Source organism: Streptomyces sp. TLI_185 (assembly GCF_003814765.1).
In the GTDB taxonomy this organism is placed as follows: Bacteria; Actinomycetota; Actinomycetes; order Streptomycetales; family Streptomycetaceae; genus Streptomyces.
The window spans coordinates 3,679,530-3,696,960 of record NZ_RKRB01000001.1 but is presented as its reverse complement, the minus strand read 5'-3'; the positions used below and the strand labels follow the sequence as shown (position 1 = coordinate 3,696,960).

The following is a 17,431-nucleotide window of genomic DNA, read 5'->3' as shown; positions in this document are numbered from 1 at the left end:
AACCGGGCCCTTTTACGTACGTTCATGTGTCCGTACCTGTCCGTTCGCCATGTGAACTGAGCCACGAAAACCCGGTCATAGGGCAACCGCTTGCCCGGGTCGACCGTCTTTTCAGGTAGCGAATGAGGCGATACGGGGGAAATATCCCGTTGACGAGGGGGAAATAGTGACCGTTACGCAGCCTGATGTGAGCGTCGTCATCGGGGCGTACGAAGCGATGCCGTATCTGGTCGAGTGCCTGGCGTCCGTCGAGGCACAGACCATCGACCCGGAGCGCATCGAGGTCATCGCGGTGGACGACGGCTCCACCGACGGGTCGGGGGAGTACCTGGAGGAGTTCGCGGCCCGCGTGGCGATGTCGGTCACGGTGATCCGGCAGGACAACTCCGGGGGCCCCAGCGGCCCGCGCAACGTCGGCCTGGGCAAGGCCACCGGTCGCTATGTCTTCTTCCTCGACGCCGACGACCGGCTCGGCCCTCAGGCCCTGGAGCGGATGGTCGCGATGGCCGACCGCAACGGCACGGACGTGGTCCTCGGCCGCGTCGAGGGCATCAACCGCAAGCCGCCGCAGTCGATGTGGGGCAAGACCCTCGACCGCACCGACGTCTACTCCTCCAACATCAAGTTCACGCTGAGCGCGCAGAAGCTGTTCCGCCGTGAGCTCCTGGAGCGGCACGGCATGCGCTTCGACGAGTCCCTGTGGACCGGCGAGGACGCGCTGTTCACGATGGAGGCGTATCTGCGGGCGAACGGCGTCTCCGTGCTCGCCGACCACACCTGCTACTACCTGGTGGGCCGCGAGGACGGCAAGCACGTCACGAAGAGCGGGGGCTACACCCTGCGCTTCGACTCCGCGCGCGCCCTGATGAACCTGATCGCCGAACTCGTCCCCGCCGGGGACAAGCGCGACATGCTCCTGGTGCGCCCCTTCCTGATCACCCTGCTGCCGCAGTTCGGTCCGAAATACCTCACGGACAGCGAAAAGGTACGGCGGCACAAGTTCGAGCTGGCGAAGCCGCTGATGGAGGAGTTCTGGAGCGAGGGCGTCGCAGGCCGCCTCAAGGTCGAGGAGCGGCTGCGGCTGCACCTGGTCGCCGAGCAGCAGCCCGAACTCCTCGTCCCCGTCGTGGAGTTCGTGAAGGCGAAGAAGCAGGCGGCGGCCCTGCTGGAGAAGAAGGGCCGGGAGGTCTACCTGGCCTACCCGCACTTCCGCGACGCGAAGGCCGCCATACCCGACTCCGTCTACCTCGCCGCGCCCCGCGAGGCCCGCGCCTGCCCCGGCTACCGCGAACACTCCATCGGTTCGGTTCTGAAGCGGGCGGTACGGAAGGCGCGCCGGGTGCTGAAGGCGCGGGCGGGCGCGGGCGGGACACGCACCCCGGGCGGGACTGCCGCGGCGGCCTGACGGCCGGGCGGACTGTCGGCCGGTCGGACTCTCGGCCGTTTGTTCACTGCGCATCGCTTGACCAAGTGAGCCGTGCTGCCCGTCCGGGGACTGGACCGGCGCGCGGGACCCGGTCCCCTTCGCGTAGATTGCCGGGCGGGGGAGCCTGAGCGTGCGAGGGGACGGAAGAACAAGGTGGCAGGGGCAAGGCAGGCCGTGAGCGAGGCCCGCAGGATCGTCGTCAAGGTGGGTTCCTCATCGCTGACCACCGCATCCGGCGGTCTGGACGCCGACCGGGTCGACGCGCTCGTCGACGTCCTCGCCAAGAGCCGCAGCGGCGGGGAGAAGGAGATCGTCCTGGTCTCCTCAGGCGCCATCGCCGCGGGGCTCGCACCGCTGGGCCTGCGCCGCCGCCCCAGGGACCTCGCGCGTCAGCAGGCCGCGGCCAGCGTCGGCCAGGGCCTCCTCGTCGCCCGCTACACCGCCTCCTTCGCCCGCTACGGCGTCCGGGTCGGCCAGGTGTTGCTCACCTCCGACGACATGAGCCGTCGCGCCCACCACCGCAACGCCTCCCGCACCCTCGACAAACTGCTCGCGATGGGCGCGTTCCCGATCGTCAACGAGAACGACACCGTCGCCACCGACGAGATCCGGTTCGGCGACAACGACCGCCTGGCCGCCCTCGTCGCCCACCTGGTCCACGCCGACCTGCTGGTGCTGCTGTCCGACGTCGACGGCGTGTACGACGGCGATCCGAGCAAGCCCGGCACCTCGCGGATAGCCGAGGTACGCGGGCCCGAGGACCTCGCGCACGTCGAGATCGGCAGCGCGGGCAAGGCCGGCGTCGGCACCGGCGGCATGGTCACCAAGGTCGAGGCGGCCGGGATCGCGGCCGCCGCCGGCATCCCCGTCGTCCTGACCAGCGCGATCCACGCCGCCGAGGCTCTGCACGGTGGTGACACCGGCACCTACTTCCACCCCGCCGGCAAGCGCTCCGCCGACCGGCTGCTGTGGTTGCAGCACGCGTCCACCCCGCAGGGCTCCCTCACGCTGGACGACGGGGCGGTGCGGGCGGTCGTCGAGCGGCGCAAGTCGCTGCTGCCGGCCGGGATCGCCGCCGTGGAGGGCGAGTTCGTCGCCGGGGACCCGGTCGAGCTGCGGGACGCCGAGGGCCGCGCGGTGGCCCGCGGCCTCGTGAACTTCGACGCCAAGGAGATCCCCCAACTGCTGGGCCGCTCCACCCGGGAACTGGCCCGCGAACTGGGCCCGGCCTACGAGCGCGAGGTCATCCACCGCGACGACCTGGTGCTCCTGCATCCCTGACGCACTCCAGGCGGCTGCATCCACTTGGGGGCGACCCTCGGGACCCCGGCTCCTGCGTTCTCCCCGGGGGGAGGGCGTCGGGGCTGCTGGTTGGCGGTTTCTCTGGATAGGGCGTTGGGGGGGAGCGGGGGCTGTTGGTCGGTGTTTTCTCCCGGGGAGGGCGTGGGGCTGCTGGTCGTTGTTTCTTCCGGGGGAGGGCGTCGGGGCTGTCGGCTGCTGCTTTCTCCGGGGGACAGTCCCGGGCACCGGACGCTGCTTTCTCCCGGAAGACGCCCTGCGGCTCCCGGCTGACTGCATTGCCTCCGGGGACGCCCTCCGGCTCTCGGCCGACTGCGTCTCCGGGGGATGCCCTCCGGCTCTCGGGCGGCTGCGTTCCCCCAGGGGGACACCCCTCGCCCGGCCGACTGCGTTGCCTCCAGGGGACGTCCTCCGGCTTCCGGCCGACTGCGTTCCCTCCGGGCCACCCCCCCGGGGGCCCCGGCCTACTGTCTTCCCCCAGGGGACACCACCGGCCCCCGGCCGACTCCGCAGCCCTCGAGCGGCCGCCCCCGGCCCCCGGCCGGCTCCGTCCCCCACGGGACCCCTGACCCCCGGCTGGCTGCGTTGCCTCCGGGGGATGCCCTCAGGCTTCTGGCTGGCTGCGTTGCCTCCGGGGGATGCCCTCAGGCTTCTGGCTGGCTGCGTTGCCTCCGGGGGATGCCCTCAGGCTTCTGGCTGGCTGCGTTGCCTCCGGGGGATGCCCTCAGGCTTCTGGCTGGCTGCGTTGCCTCCGGGGGATGCCCTCAGGCTTCCGGCCGACTGCCTTCCCTCCGGCGGCACCCCCCGGCCCCGGCCAACTGCCTCCCCCCTGGGGACACCCCGGCCCCGGCCGACTCCGCAGCCTCAAGAGGCACCCCCGGCCCCCGGCCGGCTCCGTCCCCCACGGGACCCCTGACCCCCGGCCGAATGTCTCCCGCCGAGACACCCCCCCGACCCCGCCCGGCCGAAAACAGGGGGAACGCCCTGAAAATCGGCCCGTCCTGAGGTGGACGTTCCGCAAAACCGCCCCACGAGCCCTTGCGGCCTGCTCAACTTTGTCTCAGGGATACATTCCGCACGTCCGCCAGTCGATCACTGCGTGAAGGAGGCCGTCGTGAGACGAGTGCGCCCTGGGGCGGCGGCGTCCCGCGACGGCGCCCCCTCCCGCGCGGCCGGCGAGGAGCGCGCCCTGACCAGCGTCGCGGCCGGCGACCGGTACGAGGAGCCAGCCGACCTGCCGCGCCTGTGGCATGTCACCCTCAGCGTCTCCGGCGAGGAGGCCCCCCTGCAGGAGGTGCGGCGCGGCCTCGAGCAGCTCGCCCACGACCACCCCTTTCTGCTGACCAGCCGGTACGCGGGCGACCACGCGGAGATCCGCTACTGGGAGGAGGCCCGCGACCTGCACGACGCGGCCGCCGTCGCCCTGCGCCTGTGGGGCGAGCACCGCCAGACCGCCAAGCTGCCGCCCTGGGAGATCGTCGGCCTGGAGGTCATCGACCGCGAGACCTACCACCAGCGCATCGCGGAGGGGTACGGCCCACTGCCCGCGACACCGGTCGGCGTGCACCCCTATTGATCCCACCACGGACCGTAACCAGTAATTGAGAAACCCTCACGGCGAGCAACCACATCCGCGAGAGCGGCGCCGGTTTAGGCGCAAAAGGGCGCGTCTCGGGGTTTGGAATGCGCGGTGGACGGGCCCGTCCGGCGCACTACCCTTCCCTCATGACCACGCTTTCGCCGTACGACTCCATGTCCCCGGTCAACCGGGCCGCCTACCGCGCCAAGGCCGCCGCCGCCGACCTCGCCCCGCTGCCGCGCGCGGTCAAGGACGACGCGCTGGCCGCCATCGCGGACGCCCTGGAGGTCCGTACGAGCGAGATCGTCGAGGCCAACGCCAAGGACATCGCCAAGGCCCGTGAGGCCGGCACCAGCGAGGCCATCATCGACCGGCTGACGCTCACCCCGGAGCGGGTGCGTGCCATCGCCTCGGACGTGCGTGACGTCGTCGCCCTGCCCGACCCGGTCGGCGAGGTCGTCCGCGGCTCGACCCTCCCGAACGGCATCGACCTGCGCCAGGTCCGCGTCCCGCTCGGAGTCGTCGGCATCATCTACGAGGCCCGCCCGAACGTCACCGTCGACGCCGCGGCCCTCTGCCTGAAGTCCGGCAACGCGGTCCTGCTGCGCGGCTCGGCCTCCGCCTACGAGTCGAACACCGCCCTCGTCCGGGTCATCCGGGACGCCGTCGGCGGCGCCGGACTGCCCGCCGACGCCGTACAGCTCGTACCCGGAGAGGGCCGTGAGAGCGTGCGCGAGCTGATGAGGGCCCGGGGTCTCGTCGACGTGCTGATTCCCCGGGGCGGCGCCTCGCTCATCCAGACCGTCGTCTCGGAGTCCATCGTCCCGGTCATCGAGACCGGCACCGGCAACTGCCACGTCTACGTCGACGCCCACGCCGACCTCGACATGGCGATCGACATCCTGATCAACTCCAAGGCCCAGCGGGTCAGCGTGTGCAACGCCGCCGAGACCCTCCTCGTCCACCAGGACATCGCCCCCGAGTTCCTGCCGCGCGCCCTGGACGCCCTCGCCGAGGCCGGCGTGACAGTGCACGCCGACCCGCGCGTGCTGGCGTACGCCAAGGACTCCAAGGCGACCGTCGTCGAGGCGACGCCGGAGGACTGGGACACCGAGTACCTCTCCTACGACATCGCCGCCGCCGTCGTCGACTCCCTGGACAAGGCCGTCGAGCACATCCGGCTGTGGACCTCCGGTCACACCGAGGCGATCGTGACGACCTCCCAGCAGGCCGCCCGCCGCTTCACCCAGCTCGTCGACTCCACCACCGTCGCCGTGAACGCCTCCACCCGCTTCACCGACGGCGGCCAGTTCGGTTTCGGTGCGGAGATCGGCATCTCCACGCAGAAGCTGCACGCGCGCGGCCCGATGGGGCTGCCGGAGCTGACGAGCACGAAGTACATCGTCACCGGCGACGGGCACATCCGGCGCTGAGGCCGCGCCCTCCCGGGCGGGTGTGCGCACGAGAGGTGTCTCACAAGGCGGATGAATTTCCATACCGTCTGCCCAAATTGACCCCCCAGGTCTACTCTGGATCCCGTGCCGGAGGACGTGGGGGGCACGCCGTTCCCTGACGGCTGGGAGCCCGACGACGACCACGACCGCGGGGTGTCGGACGAAGAGTTCGCCTCCGTGGTCTTCGACGAGGCCTTCGTACGGGCGGCCGTGGTGCACGAGCCGACCGCCGTCGAACGCCTCCTTGCCGCCGCCCAGGCGAGAGCGGAGGCCTCCGAGGCGGAAGCGCGCCGGGCCCACGGCAGGGGCGAGCGGTACGAGGAGGGATACGAACCCTCCGGTTTCGGCCATGATCCCGAGCTCGACGACCCGGACGACACCGACATCCTGGAAGGCCGCTACGGCACCCCGAGGGGGTACGGCAAGCAGGTCCGCTGGCACCGCCCCGTCGCCTGGATGCTCGCCCTCGTGATGGGCATAGGCATGGTCGCGCTGGCCTTCACCGCGGTCTACCGCGGCGCCTCCTCGGGCAGCCGGGACCAGGTGCCGCCGCCCGCCTCGACCGGCCTGGAACAGGGCAGCGCGGCGCCGCCCTCCGCCTCCGCCGACAACTCCCAGCCGGCGCTCTCGGTCATCCCGCCGACCCCCTGAGCGGCGGCGCGAACGCCCCCTTCGCGCTCACTTTCGAAGCTGGTGAGAACCTGTCAGAACTTGTCGTGTACCAGGGCGTTTACCGGGCCTTCCGGAGACCTACCCTGAATATATGGGAGGGCCTGGAGACCCACCTGAGGGGACACCCGACGGCGCCCCCAGCGGTGGAGGAGAGGATGAATACCGATCCGTCGTCTTCGACGAGTCGTTCGTCCGCGCTGCCCGCCTCCAGGAGTTCTCCGCGCAGGAGCGCATGGCCGACCACACGCCCGCCGTGCGCCGCCGCCCGCCGCTGCGCAGAGGCCTGTCCCGGCAGGCGCTGGTCCTGGTCCTGCTGATAGCGGTGGCCTTCGGCACCGCTGTCTACATGGGTGTACGGCACCCCTACCAGAGCCCCGCCGCCCGGCAGCCCGTCGAGCCCCTGCGGATGACCGTCATACCGCTCTCCCCACAGGGCAAGGTGCCGGGCGCGGCCGATCCCGAGTACCTGTACGCGCACAGTCCCGCCGCGCAGTTCCGCGTCGGCGCCGAGGGCATACCGCTGCCCGCCGCACGCCGCACCGCGCACTTCTCGGACAGCCAGGTGGTGGCCGCCCTGACCACCGCCAAGGACTACATAGTCCGTTCCTCGCTCTACCCCGAGGTGCTCAGCAGCCAGGACGTCCGCGCCGCACGCGTCCTGCTCGACGGCAGCCAACTCGACCAGTTCGACCAGAGTTTCGAGCACCCGACGGCCGACGGCCGGCATCAGCCCACCGGATGGCTGGTTCGCTTCGACCAGACCCGCGCCCAGCTCGCCGACCGCAGGATCCGGGTCCAGGGCACACTGCAGGCCGCCGAGACCGACTCCGCCACCCTCGAGGTCACCGCCGACCACACCTTCGTGTACGCGCTGAAGCCGACCGGCGCCGACGCCAAGGCCCAGGCCTCCCTGTTCACCGTCCGGCGCGAGCTGCACTTCCGCTTCGACCGCGACGACCTGCGCCTGCACCAGGCCCAGCTGGTCATCTCCTACGTCCAGGCCGGCCCCCTGTCCTGCGCCGAGGACTCCACGAACCACTTCCACCCGCTGCTGGCCGGACAGACGGCCAAGGCGGGCGGCCCCGCAGGCACCGACCCCTACGCCACGGGCGGCGCCACGGCCCTCTGCGGCTCGCTGGCGACGAGCGCGCAGCCCAAGGTGTGAGCGACCGGCGGGGCGTCGCCGTCCCCGCCGGCCTCGAACCGTCGGGTCAGCCCTCGTCCCGCGGCGGCGTGTCCGTGGGCGGCTCGTCCCGCGGCGGCTGCTCCTGCGAGGGAGCCGAGCTCGTGAAGCCGTCGAACCCGCGCCGCACCCGCCCGCCGATGCCCCCGGCCCCGCCGGCGATGTCGCTGACCAGCTTCATCAGCGGGTCCTTGGAGCTCTTCACATTGCTGGCGTAGCTCGCCGCGGACTCCCGGAACGAGTCCGAGACCGAGGTGTCCTTGTCCTCGCTGCGCCGCGGGTAGTGGCCGTCCATGATCCGCTGGTAGTCCCGGGACTCGGACCACTTCTTCAGCTCGGCCGCCCGGATGGTGGTGAACGGGTGGGACCGCGGCAGCAGGTTAAGGATCTTCAGCACGGAGTCGCGCAGGTCGCCGCCCTCCTCGTACTCCTCGGCCTGCTTGAGGAACGCGTCCACGTTCATCTCGTGCAGATGGTTGCCGCCCGCGATCTTCATCAGGCCGCGCATCGAGGCCTGCAGATCCTGGCCGGCCAGCAGTCCCGCCCGGTCGGCGGACAGCTCCGACTTGCGGAACCACTCGCGCAGCGCCGTCACGATCGCCATGATCGCGATCGTGCCCAGCGGGATCCAGGCGACCCGGACCGCCAGGTTGGTCAGGAACAGCAGGATCGTGCGGTACACCGCGTGCCCGGACAGGGCGTGGCCCACCTCGTGGCCGACGACCGCCCGCATCTCCTCCTCGTCGAGCAGCTCGACGAGCCCGGTGGTGACGACGATGATCGGCTGATCCAGGCCGATGCACATCGCGTTCGGCTGCGGGTCCTGGTTGACGTACATCGGCGGGACCTTCTCCAGGTCCAGGATGTAACAGGCGTCCCGCAGCATGTCGTTGAGGTGCGCGAACTGCTGGTCCGAGACGCGCACCGAGTCGGACAGGAACAGCAGCCTGAGGCTGCGCTCGGGCAGCAGCCCGCTGAGCGCCTTGAAGACCGTGTCGAAGCCGCTCAGCTTGCGCAGCGCCACCAGCGCGGAGCGGTCCGCCGGGTGTTCGTACGCACGCGAGGAGATCCCCGGGAAGCGCCTGCGCTGCCTGCTCGGTACGTTCTCGTGTCCGTTGTGCTCGTGGTGGCCGTCGTCGGACATGTTCTCCCCCATGTGCGTGTAGTGGCCCTTTGCGGACCCTTGTGCGGCCCTTTGCGCCCCCGAAGCGAGCCCCAGCCTAGGCGGAGTTACCGTGGACGGGCACTACACCGAAGGAGTCCATCAGCCATGGAGCACACCCCCGCAGCCGCCTGGCTCGCCGAGGCCACGAGCGCCGCCCAGCACCAAGGGCCGGGGAATCTGCTCCGGGTCGTACTCATCGTGATGATGGCGGGTTGTGCGCTGACCGGGTGGTTCCTGTTGCGGGGCTACAAGCAGAAGGACGACTGACGACCGCCCGGGGTTCCCGACAGCGGAGTCGGGGTGATCGCCGCGCAGGCCCCCGCTTACGATGGGCCGACATCTTTATCCCGCCCTCCCCCACTCTCGACTTCGCTCGAGCGGGGGGACCCTCATCGGATAGGTCCTGCCGAGATGAGCTTCCACAGCGCCGCAGCCCAGTTGGTCACCCTCGCCGCAGAGGGCGAGGAGCACGGCGGCAACCACGAGAGCCTCAGCCCCTACGTCACCGGCGGCGGAGCCCTGTTCATCCTGCTGCTCCTGCTGTGGATCACCACCCGTTTCAACCGCGACCGCTGAGGCACCCGGTGCCCATAGCCGGGCACTCCGGGCATCCTCGGGCCGGTGCCCTCAGGCCGGGCCGGTAGGGTCTGCACGCATGGGAGAGCAGGACATGCCTACCGGTCCGGCGAAGGACGCGGCGATCGGCACGGAACCCCGCCCGACGAGCGGCCTCGGCAACGGGCCGTCGAACCCGGGCAAGCGCCGCCTGGGCGTCATGGGCGGAACGTTCGACCCGATCCACCACGGGCACCTCGTGGCGGCCAGTGAGGTCGCCGCGCAGTTCCACCTGGACGAGGTGGTGTTCGTCCCGACCGGACAGCCCTGGCAGAAGTCCCACCGCCATGTCTCCCCGGCCGAGGACCGCTATCTGATGACGGTCATCGCGACCGCCGAGAACCCGCAGTTCTCGGTGAGCCGTATCGACATCGACCGCGGCGGCCCCACCTACACGGTCGACACCCTGCGCGACCTGCGTGCGCTCAACCCCGACACGGACCTGTTCTTCATCACCGGCGCCGACGCCCTCGCCCAGCTGCTGACCTGGCGCGACAGCGAGGAACTGTTCTCCCTCGCGCACTTCATCGGGGTCACCCGCCCCGGCCACCACCTGACCGACCACGGTCTCCCGGAGGGCGGTGTCTCTCTCGTGGAGGTTCCCGCACTGGCCATCTCCTCCACCGACTGCCGTGCGAGAGTCGTCAAGGGAGACCCCATCTGGTACATGGTGCCGGACGGAGTCGTGCGCTACATCGACAAGCGCGAGCTGTACCGCGGCGAGTGAGCCGAGAGGGGCACCGGTGAACGACCGATACGACGCGGGCTACGGCGGCGACCACGAGGACCAGTACGAACTCGTCGGCTACGACGAGTACGGCCGGCCCGTCTACCGGCAGACCACGCCTCAGCAGGCTCCCCAGCAGCCGTACGACCCGTACACGCAGCAGCAGGGCTACGGGTACGACCCCTACGCCACCGGCAGCCAGCAGCCGGTCCCCCAGCAGTACGACCCCTACGGCACGGGCCAGCAGCCGCCCGTGCCCTCCTACGACCCCTACGGCACCGGTTCGCACCACAGCGGTGCGCCCGGGGCGCCGTACGACCCCTACGGGCAGGCCGCGGCCAGTGGTCAGCAACCCCGGGTCGTCGCCGAGCAGACCGCCTACATTCCGCAGCAGGCCGGCCCGGCGGAGCCGGCCCAGAGCGAGAAGGCGCCGCCCCGGCCCGACCGGGACTACCGCACCGAGCAGTTCGCTTTCGTCGAGGACCCCGACGCCGAGTCCGAAGACGTCATCGACTGGCTGAACTTCACCGAGAACCGCACCGAGCGCCGCGAGGAGGCCAAGCGCCGCGCCCGCAGCCGCATGATCGCCCTCGTCGTGGTCCTGGCGCTGGTCGCGGTCGGCGGCGTCGGCTACCTCTGGTACGCAGGGAAGCTGCCGGGCCTGTCGTCGCCCGACTCCAAGAAGGGCGGCACCGCGACGGCCGCGGGCGCCCAGAACCGCGACGTGATCGTGGTCCACCTGCACAACACCAAGAAGGGCGGCACCTCCACGGCGCTGCTCGTCGACAACACCACCACCAAGCAGGGCACCACCGTCCTGCTGCCCAACTCACTTGCCCTGACGGACGACGACGGCAACACCTCCACCCTCGCCAAGTCGGTCGAGGGCGACGGCTCCTCCGGCACCCGCGACGCCCTCGACACGGTGCTCGGAACCAACATCGAGGGCACCTGGCGGCTGGACACCCCCTACCTGCAGAACCTGGTCGACCTCATCGGCGACATCGACGTCGACACCAACGCCGACGTACCCGACCCGGACGCGACCAAGAAGGGCAGCGCGCCCCTCGTCCACAAGGGCAAGGACCAGACCCTCAGCGGCAAGATGGCCGTCGCCTACGCCACCTACCGTGCCTCCGGCGAGGCCCAGAACGCCCAGCTGGAGCGGTTCGGCCAGGTCATGCAGGCCACGCTGCGCAAGCTGTCCTCCGACCCGACGGTGGCGACCACCACCGTGCAGACGCTGGCGCAGATCCTGGACCCCTCCCTGACCGACAAGGACCTCGGCACCTTCCTCGCCAAGCTCGCCGACCTCGCCAAGGGCGGCGACTACAAGACCGCCCTGCTGCCCGTCCAGAACGACGGCACGCTGAGCGAGCAGGCCAGTGCCAGTGTCGTCAAGGACGTCCTCGGTGGCACCGCGAAGAGCCCCGACCAGGGCGCCGCGGTCCGGGTCTCCGTGCAGAACGCCAGCGGTGTGAAGGACAACACAGAGAAGGCCCGCGTCGTCCTTCTCAACGGCGGCTTCACCTTCCTGGAGGGCGGCACCGCCTCGGCCTCGTCGGCCACGTCCAAGGTCGTCTACACCGACGCCGCCGACAAGGAGAACGCCGCCGAGGTCGCCAAGACCCTGGGCCTCCCCGCCGCCTCGGTCACCAAGGGCAAGGTCACCGGCAACGCGAACGTCTCCGTGATCCTCGGCCAGAACTACAAGCCGTCGTCGTCCTAGCCGACCGGGCCGCCCCACGTGATCCGCCAATCACGTGGGGTGCTGTCGGCGGTCCGTGAGACCCTTGGTGTCAAGTGACCGCCGACCGAAAGCCTCGTAGTGACCGCGACTGACCGCTCCATCGAGCTCATCCACACCGCCGCTCAGGCGGCCGCCGACAAGCTCGCGCACGACATCATCGCCTACGACGTCAGCGACGTCCTGTCGATCACGGACGCCTTCCTGCTGGCCTCCGCACCCAACGACCGCCAGGTCAAGTCGATCGTCGACGAGATCGAGGAGCGGCTCCAGAAGGAGCTCGGCGCCAAGCCGGTGCGCCGCGAGGGCGACCGCGAGGCCCGCTGGGTCCTGCTCGACTACGTCGACATCGTCGTCCACGTCCAGCACAGCGAGGAGCGTGTCTTCTACGCCCTGGAGCGGCTGTGGAAGGACTGCCCCGAGCTGGAGCTGCCCGCCGACGCGAAGGCCACCCGCGGCAAGGCCGAGGAGCACGCCAAGCTGCAGGCTGCCGAGGAGGCGGCCGACCTGGGCGGTGAGTGGTGATGAGCGCCACCGGTGAGGTGTCCGCCGGCCGGGCAGGCCGCGGCCGCCGCGTCATCCTGTGGCGCCACGGCCAGACCTCCTGGAACGTGGAGCGCCGCTTCCAGGGCACCACGGACGTCGCACTCACCGAGGCGGGCCTCGCCCAGGCCCGCCGCGCTGCGCGGCTGCTCGTCTCCCTCAAGCCCGACGCGATCGTCGCCTCCGACCTCCAGCGCGCCGCGCACACCGCGGCCGAGCTCGCCGTGCTCACCGGCCTGGACGTCACCCACGACGAGGGCCTGCGCGAGACCTACGCGGGCGTCTGGCAGGGGCTGACGCACCAGGAGATCATCGAGCGCTACGGCGACGAGTACGCCGCGTGGAAGCGCGGTGAGCCGGTCCGACGGGGCGGCGGCGAACTGGAGACCGAGGTGGCCGAGCGCGCCGCCCCCGTGGTGCTGAGGCACGCCGAGAAGCTCCCCGACGACGGCACGCTCGTCGTGGTCAGCCACGGCGGGACGATCCGCACCACCATCGGACGCCTCCTGGGCCTGGAGGCCCGCCACTGGGAGAGTCTGGGCGGTCTCTCCAACTGCTGCTGGTCCGTCCTGGGCGAGGGCGCCCGCGGCTGGCGCCTGCTGGAGCACAACGCCGGCACGCTCCCGGAGCCGGTGCTCGGCGACGACGACTGACGCCCCGGCGGTCCGCACACCCGGATTTCACTTTCCGGCAGGTCGCAGGCTAGAGTTCTACTCGTTCGCCCCGCCGAGCGGGACGCGACAACGTGCGGCTCCGCCGCATGGCGAGGGGCTATAGCTCAGTTGGTAGAGCGCCTGCATGGCATGCAGGAGGTCAGGAGTTCAATTCTCCTTAGCTCCACAGATCGGTCGACGAAGATCCCGTCCCCACAGGGGACGGGTTTTTTCGTGTTCCGGCACCGGCTTGAGTCACTTCGGCCGCGGAGGCGTATACCTCTGCGGAGGCGCCGTGTCCGGACTGGTACTGAGGCGTCGCTGACCGTATTGGTCCGGCCGTGGCAGAATCAAACGGCCGGAAGGGGGCGCGGCCCGACGGGAGGGAGCAGTGATGCCTGCGAGCATCCTCGAGGAGGTCGGCCACCTCCTCGAAGCGGCGTCGACACGGGACACGGTCACCCGTCTGAGCTGCCCTTCCTGCGGTTCCGTCCATGTCGCCCAAGTCCTCGGTGACAACGGCGGAATCTCCTACGTGTGCACGGCCTGCGGCCACAGCTGGAGCTGATCGATGGGTGCACACAGGCGAAAGTGCGACTGGTGCGGCAGCGGTACGCCGATCGTCCGCGACATGGAGCCGGTCAACCCCGACTACCAGTACTGGTGCGAGGAATGCGCGCGGGCGCTGATCATAAAGGGCGACCCGATCGAGACGTACCGCGAGCTGGAGGGCGAGCCGATCTACGGCCGCCTCCTGGAGGAGCACTGCACGCTCAAGCGGTTCTACTCCTTCGTCACCGCTTGACGCCGTCGGCCCTGCCCGGGGCCGACGGAAACGATTTGGTGTTCCACCCGGTGGACCGTGTAATGTTGGCGTCGCCGCCGGGGGAAACCCCGGAGGACCAAGCAAGGGGCTATAGCTCAGTTGGTAGAGCGCCTGCATGGCATGCAGGAGGTCAGGAGTTCAATTCTCCTTAGCTCCACAATCAAGATCCCGCCAGATCATTTCGATCCGGCGGGATCTTCGTGTTTTCGGGGGCAGTTGAACGGGAGGGGGGCCGTCCGGTGGTGCGGGCGGCCCCCCTCCTGACGTCGGCTCAGCGGCCCAGCGCGCGCCGCCCGCGGCCCTGCGACAGCACCGGCAGGTTGCGGGAGGGCGCCCGGTCCCGGGGTGTCTCCTCCTCGATGCGCAGGGCGAGCGCCGGGCAACGGCGCACCGCGCGCAGGGCCTTGGCCTCCGCGTAGCGCGGCACCTGCGCCTGGGCGACGGTCGGGAAGCCGTCGGCGCCGAGTTCGAAGACCTCCGGGAGGATGTCCGCGCACAGACCGTGGCCGCGGCACAGGGTCCAGTCGACGTAGATCTTCTGACGGGCGGGACCGTTCTCCACGGGCTCTGAGCCGCCCGGGATGCCCGTGGGCATCTGGCCGCCCTCGAAGAGCGGCAGAACGCCCTCCACGGGCCGTCCGCAGCCGTTTCCGAGGACGTGCGCGGCCAGGTCGTCGGTGAACGCCTTGATGGTCGACTCCAGGAACATCGCGGAGCCGTCCGGGTGCGAGCACGCGCCGCGCCGCTTCACGTTCTTGGCGACCTGCTTGAGCGCCTCCAGGGCGGCCGGGCCGCCGCCGCCCAGGATGTCGGCCATACCGCGCGCGGCGGCCGGCAGACCGAGGTAGCAGGGGCCGCACTGGCCCGCGCTCTCCTCGGCCAGCCACTGCGCCACGCGCAGTGACTCGCCCAGCGGGCAGGTCTCCTGACTGATCGGCAGGATCGCGCCGGCGCCGAGTGCACCACCCACCGCGTCCAGGGAGTTGCGGGAGACGATCGCCTCGTTGACCGTCGCCGCGTCGATCCACTTGCCGTGGTAGCCGCCCGTCAGCACGCCCTGGGGGACCGGCGGGGCGCCGGCGAGCTGGAGGACGTAGCGCAGCGGGACGCCCGTGGGGACCTCGATCACCATGGGGCGGGCTACCGCGCCGGAGACGGTCAGCATGACGGTGCCCGGCTCGTCGTACAGACCGGTGTTGCCGTAGCGCTCCGGGCCGATGCGGGCGGCGATCGCCAGCTGGGCGAAGGTCTCGGCGTTCGACAGCAGGGTCGGTGCACCGCCGACGCCGTTCTGGGATGCGCTGACCTTGCGGCCGGGCGGGATCGCCGGGCCGCCGTCGATGGAGCGGATCAGCGAGGCCGCCGCTCCGGTCACCATGCGGATGGGGTTGCGCTGCACGCGCGCGCGTAGAACCGATCGGCGGCCGTTGCTCAGGCCGCGTTCGGCGAGCGCGGCCTCCATCGAGCGCTGTGTCGACTCACGGGTGACCCCCACCACGAGCGTGCGGGCACCCAGCGCCTCCGCGACCAGCAGAGCGCCGTCCAGGATGAGGTGCGGGGCACGGTTGATCAGCACCGTGTCCTTGCGGCAGGCCGGCTCGTCCTCGCTTCCGTTGACGACGACGACCGGCCGTACACCGCGCTTGATCGCCGCTTCGGCGACCGAGCGCAGCTTCTTGTGGAAGGGGAAGCCCGCGCCGCCGCGGCCCTTCAGGTTGATGTTCTCGGCGAGCTTCGCGAGCTGCTCGCCGCCCAACGGTTCGAGCGGGCCGTGCACCTTGAGGTGCATGGGCAGATCGAGTCTTTCGACAAGGTCGAAGCCAGACGTGAGCTGCGGAAGTCCGACCACGCGGACTTCTGGGACGTCGGGCAGGGCCTCGTTCACCTATAGCCTCCGGAAGGCGTGTTCCAAGGTTCGCCCGAACCCGGTGCATCGAACGAGGCACCGGGCGTTGGTTCACTGGCGGGACCGCTGTTGTACGTGTCGTTCGGGTTGTACGTGCCGTAGAGGGTGTTCGTCTCACCGGTGTCGTACATGTCACTTCCGCCGTACCCGGCGGCGCCCGGATTGCCATAGGCCGGGATGTTGTATCCGGTGTCCTGCATCGGGTCCCCGCCTGTGCCCGGACTGCCATAGGCCGGGATGTTGTATCCGGTGTCCTGCATCGGGTCGTACGCCGACGGGGGCGCCTCGCCGACCGGCGGGGGCGTGGGGACGGGCCAGCTGCCGGAAGTACTGCCGCCGCCCTCCATGCGCGGGATCGACTCCGTGGGCTGCATGTCCATGGGCAGGTCCATGCGGGCGGTCTGGTCGGCCCCATACTGCTGCTGGCCACGCTGCTGGGGCGTGACGGCGCGGTAGGCGGCCGCGAAGCCGCCCGCTGGCTCCGGGGTCATGGTGCGGGCGGCGGGAGCGTCGTAGAAGGGCGCCGCGGGCGTCGTCGTCGTGTCGGCGCGGGACGGCTTCGGCGCCCGCGCGTTCTCGTAGCCCGGCAGTGCGGAGGAGGTCTCGCCGACCCGTGCGCGGCTCGCTTCGAGCTCCTCGGCGCGGGCCGAGCCCGGCTCGTTGCCCAGGAGCGCGGCCAGCCGGTCCGCGACCTTGCGCTTGAAGGGGCGCGGGGCCGCCCGCAGGGCGAGCGCGCCGGCCACCGCGACCAGGCACAGCTCGTAGGAGATCATGAAGAACGGCTTCGCCGCGCGGCCCGCGAACAGGCCGTGGACCAGCGCCGAGCACCAGGCCGGGTAAGCCAGCGCGTGCATGGCGCGCCAGCGCGCCGCGACCGGCGCCGGGGAGGCGAACTGGTTGCGCAGGGCGCCGGTGATGCCCACGAAGATCATGAGCAGTCCGGCCAGCGAGCCGAGGCCGATGAGGCCCGCGCTGCCCTTGACGCCGAGGCTGAAGGGGATCAGCGCGGCGATCAGCACCGTGTGGTCCAGTGCCAGCTTGACGGTGATGTGCACCAGCAGGAACGCGATCGAGCCGACGGCCGTCACGCGGTGGATGCCCTGGGCCAGGATCCGCTGGCGGGTGTTCAGGATGAGCCGGTCCTGGGCCACCAGTCCCCAGATCACCGAGCAGGTGAGGCAGACGAGCGAGAGGACGCCCGCACCGAAGTTCAGGAACTGTTGCAGCCAGCCGCCTCCGAGGAGCACGACGACGGGTATGAGCAGCAGTACGACAGCCGACGCCACCCCATAGGCCGACCGGCCCGGTTTGGGGAGCGAGGTGTTACTACGACGAGGGTTCATGGGGGCAACTCCGAAGCAGTTCCGGGAAGGCGGTCCCGCTGCCGAACTCTAAGTGGCTCCATACCGATCGGTACGAGGTTTGAGTTATTGCGTTGTTATCTAAGGACAACGTGCTCGTTGCGATGTCCCGGTAATGGGTGTTACGCGAAGTAACTTTTGACCTTGGTCCAGCTTTTGTCGGGTGAGGACAGTGGTGCCAAGGAGCCATACGGAAGCGCGTCGCATCGTGCTCAAGTGCTGCGGTACCCTAACGCCATGCGTGCTGTACGCCTTCTGCTTAGCGGGCCGCGCTG

General features: G+C 70.5%; 17 protein-coding genes and 2 tRNA genes. 16 read left to right on the top strand and 3 right to left on the bottom strand.

Annotated features, from left to right (window positions below; genetic code table 11):
* Positions 1-166 precede the first annotated feature (166 nt).
* The 6 genes from EDD92_RS16900 (at position 167) to EDD92_RS16875 (ending at position 7,595) form a co-directional block, all read left to right on the top strand.
* Positions 167-1,405: a glycosyltransferase family 2 protein gene (locus EDD92_RS16900; RefSeq protein ID WP_123965096.1), complete on the top strand. Its 1,239-nt coding sequence runs from the start codon at positions 167-169 to the stop codon at positions 1,403-1,405.
* A 195-nt stretch (positions 1,406-1,600) separates the two neighbouring features.
* Entirely contained in the window at positions 1,601-2,707 is a 1,107-nt protein-coding gene (gene proB / locus EDD92_RS16895) for a glutamate 5-kinase (protein WP_123965095.1), read from the top strand.
* Between the two features lie 1,141 nt (positions 2,708-3,848).
* Positions 3,849-4,301 (top strand): hypothetical protein, encoded by a 453-nt coding sequence (locus tag EDD92_RS16890; protein WP_123970424.1) that lies wholly within the window; start codon positions 3,849-3,851, stop codon positions 4,299-4,301.
* A gap of 149 nt (positions 4,302-4,450) precedes the next feature.
* Positions 4,451-5,737, top strand: a complete 1,287-nt coding sequence (locus EDD92_RS16885; RefSeq protein WP_030934266.1) for a glutamate-5-semialdehyde dehydrogenase — start codon at positions 4,451-4,453, stop codon at positions 5,735-5,737.
* Positions 5,738-5,842: 105 nt separating this feature from the next.
* Positions 5,843-6,409, top strand: a complete 567-nt coding sequence (locus EDD92_RS16880) for a hypothetical protein (protein WP_123965094.1) — start codon at positions 5,843-5,845, stop codon at positions 6,407-6,409.
* Between the two features lie 112 nt (positions 6,410-6,521).
* The gene (locus tag EDD92_RS16875) at positions 6,522-7,595 is read left to right on the top strand and encodes a hypothetical protein (protein ID WP_123965093.1); all 1,074 of its coding nucleotides are present in this window, start codon (positions 6,522-6,524) and stop codon (positions 7,593-7,595) included.
* Between the two features lie 46 nt (positions 7,596-7,641).
* On the opposite strand, the gene EDD92_RS16870 is transcribed toward EDD92_RS16875, so the two are convergent.
* The gene (locus EDD92_RS16870) at positions 7,642-8,757 is read right to left on the bottom strand and encodes a M48 family metallopeptidase (protein ID WP_123970423.1); all 1,116 of its coding nucleotides are present in this window, start codon (positions 8,755-8,757) and stop codon (positions 7,642-7,644) included.
* Positions 8,758-8,883: 126 nt separating this feature from the next.
* Here EDD92_RS16870 and EDD92_RS49850 point away from each other — a divergent pair, with 126 nt between their 5' ends.
* The 10 genes from EDD92_RS49850 to EDD92_RS16830 all read left to right on the top strand — a co-directional run bounded on the left by EDD92_RS49850 (position 8,884) and on the right by EDD92_RS16830 (position 14,046).
* Positions 8,884-9,045: a hypothetical protein gene (locus EDD92_RS49850; RefSeq protein WP_185124045.1), complete on the top strand. Its 162-nt coding sequence runs from the start codon at positions 8,884-8,886 to the stop codon at positions 9,043-9,045.
* Between the two features lie 144 nt (positions 9,046-9,189).
* Complete coding sequence (locus EDD92_RS49845) at positions 9,190-9,354, top strand: hypothetical protein (protein WP_006376185.1); 165 nt, start codon at positions 9,190-9,192, stop codon at positions 9,352-9,354.
* Between the two features lie 79 nt (positions 9,355-9,433).
* On the top strand, positions 9,434-10,120 hold the full coding sequence (gene nadD, locus EDD92_RS16865) for a nicotinate-nucleotide adenylyltransferase (protein ID WP_123965092.1): 687 nt from the start codon (positions 9,434-9,436) through the stop codon (positions 10,118-10,120).
* Between the two features lie 16 nt (positions 10,121-10,136).
* Positions 10,137-11,849 carry an LCP family protein gene (locus EDD92_RS16860; RefSeq protein ID WP_123965091.1) on the top strand — a complete coding sequence of 571 codons (1,713 nt, stop codon included), beginning with the start codon at positions 10,137-10,139 and terminating at the stop codon, positions 11,847-11,849.
* 99 nt (positions 11,850-11,948) lie between these two features.
* Positions 11,949-12,392 (top strand): ribosome silencing factor, encoded by a 444-nt coding sequence (gene rsfS / locus EDD92_RS16855; RefSeq protein ID WP_123965090.1) that lies wholly within the window; start codon positions 11,949-11,951, stop codon positions 12,390-12,392.
* Positions 12,392-13,063 (top strand): histidine phosphatase family protein, encoded by a 672-nt coding sequence (locus EDD92_RS16850; RefSeq protein ID WP_123965089.1) that lies wholly within the window; start codon positions 12,392-12,394, stop codon positions 13,061-13,063. The genes rsfS and EDD92_RS16850 overlap by 1 nt, the downstream gene beginning before the upstream one ends.
* Before the next feature lie 114 nt (positions 13,064-13,177).
* Positions 13,178-13,250 (top strand) — tRNA-Ala (locus EDD92_RS16845).
* Between the two features lie 207 nt (positions 13,251-13,457).
* A complete protein-coding gene (locus EDD92_RS16840) occupies positions 13,458-13,631 on the top strand; it encodes a hypothetical protein (protein WP_107057459.1) in 174 nt (57 codons plus the stop codon).
* 3 nt (positions 13,632-13,634) lie between these two features.
* Positions 13,635-13,868 carry a hypothetical protein gene (locus tag EDD92_RS16835; RefSeq protein ID WP_003976229.1) on the top strand — a complete coding sequence of 78 codons (234 nt, stop codon included), beginning with the start codon at positions 13,635-13,637 and terminating at the stop codon, positions 13,866-13,868.
* Positions 13,869-13,973: 105 nt separating this feature from the next.
* Positions 13,974-14,046, top strand: a tRNA-Ala gene (locus EDD92_RS16830).
* Between the two features lie 114 nt (positions 14,047-14,160).
* On the opposite strand, the gene EDD92_RS16825 is transcribed toward EDD92_RS16830, so the two are convergent.
* On the bottom strand, positions 14,161-15,774 hold the full coding sequence (locus tag EDD92_RS16825) for an NADH-quinone oxidoreductase subunit NuoF family protein (RefSeq protein WP_123965088.1): 1,614 nt from the start codon (positions 15,772-15,774) through the stop codon (positions 14,161-14,163).
* Positions 15,771-17,138 (bottom strand): cytochrome b/b6 domain-containing protein, encoded by a 1,368-nt coding sequence (locus EDD92_RS16820; RefSeq protein ID WP_185124044.1) that lies wholly within the window; start codon positions 17,136-17,138, stop codon positions 15,771-15,773. Before EDD92_RS16820 ends, EDD92_RS16825 begins: the two co-directional genes overlap by 4 nt.
* Between the last annotated feature and the right edge of the window lie 293 nt (positions 17,139-17,431).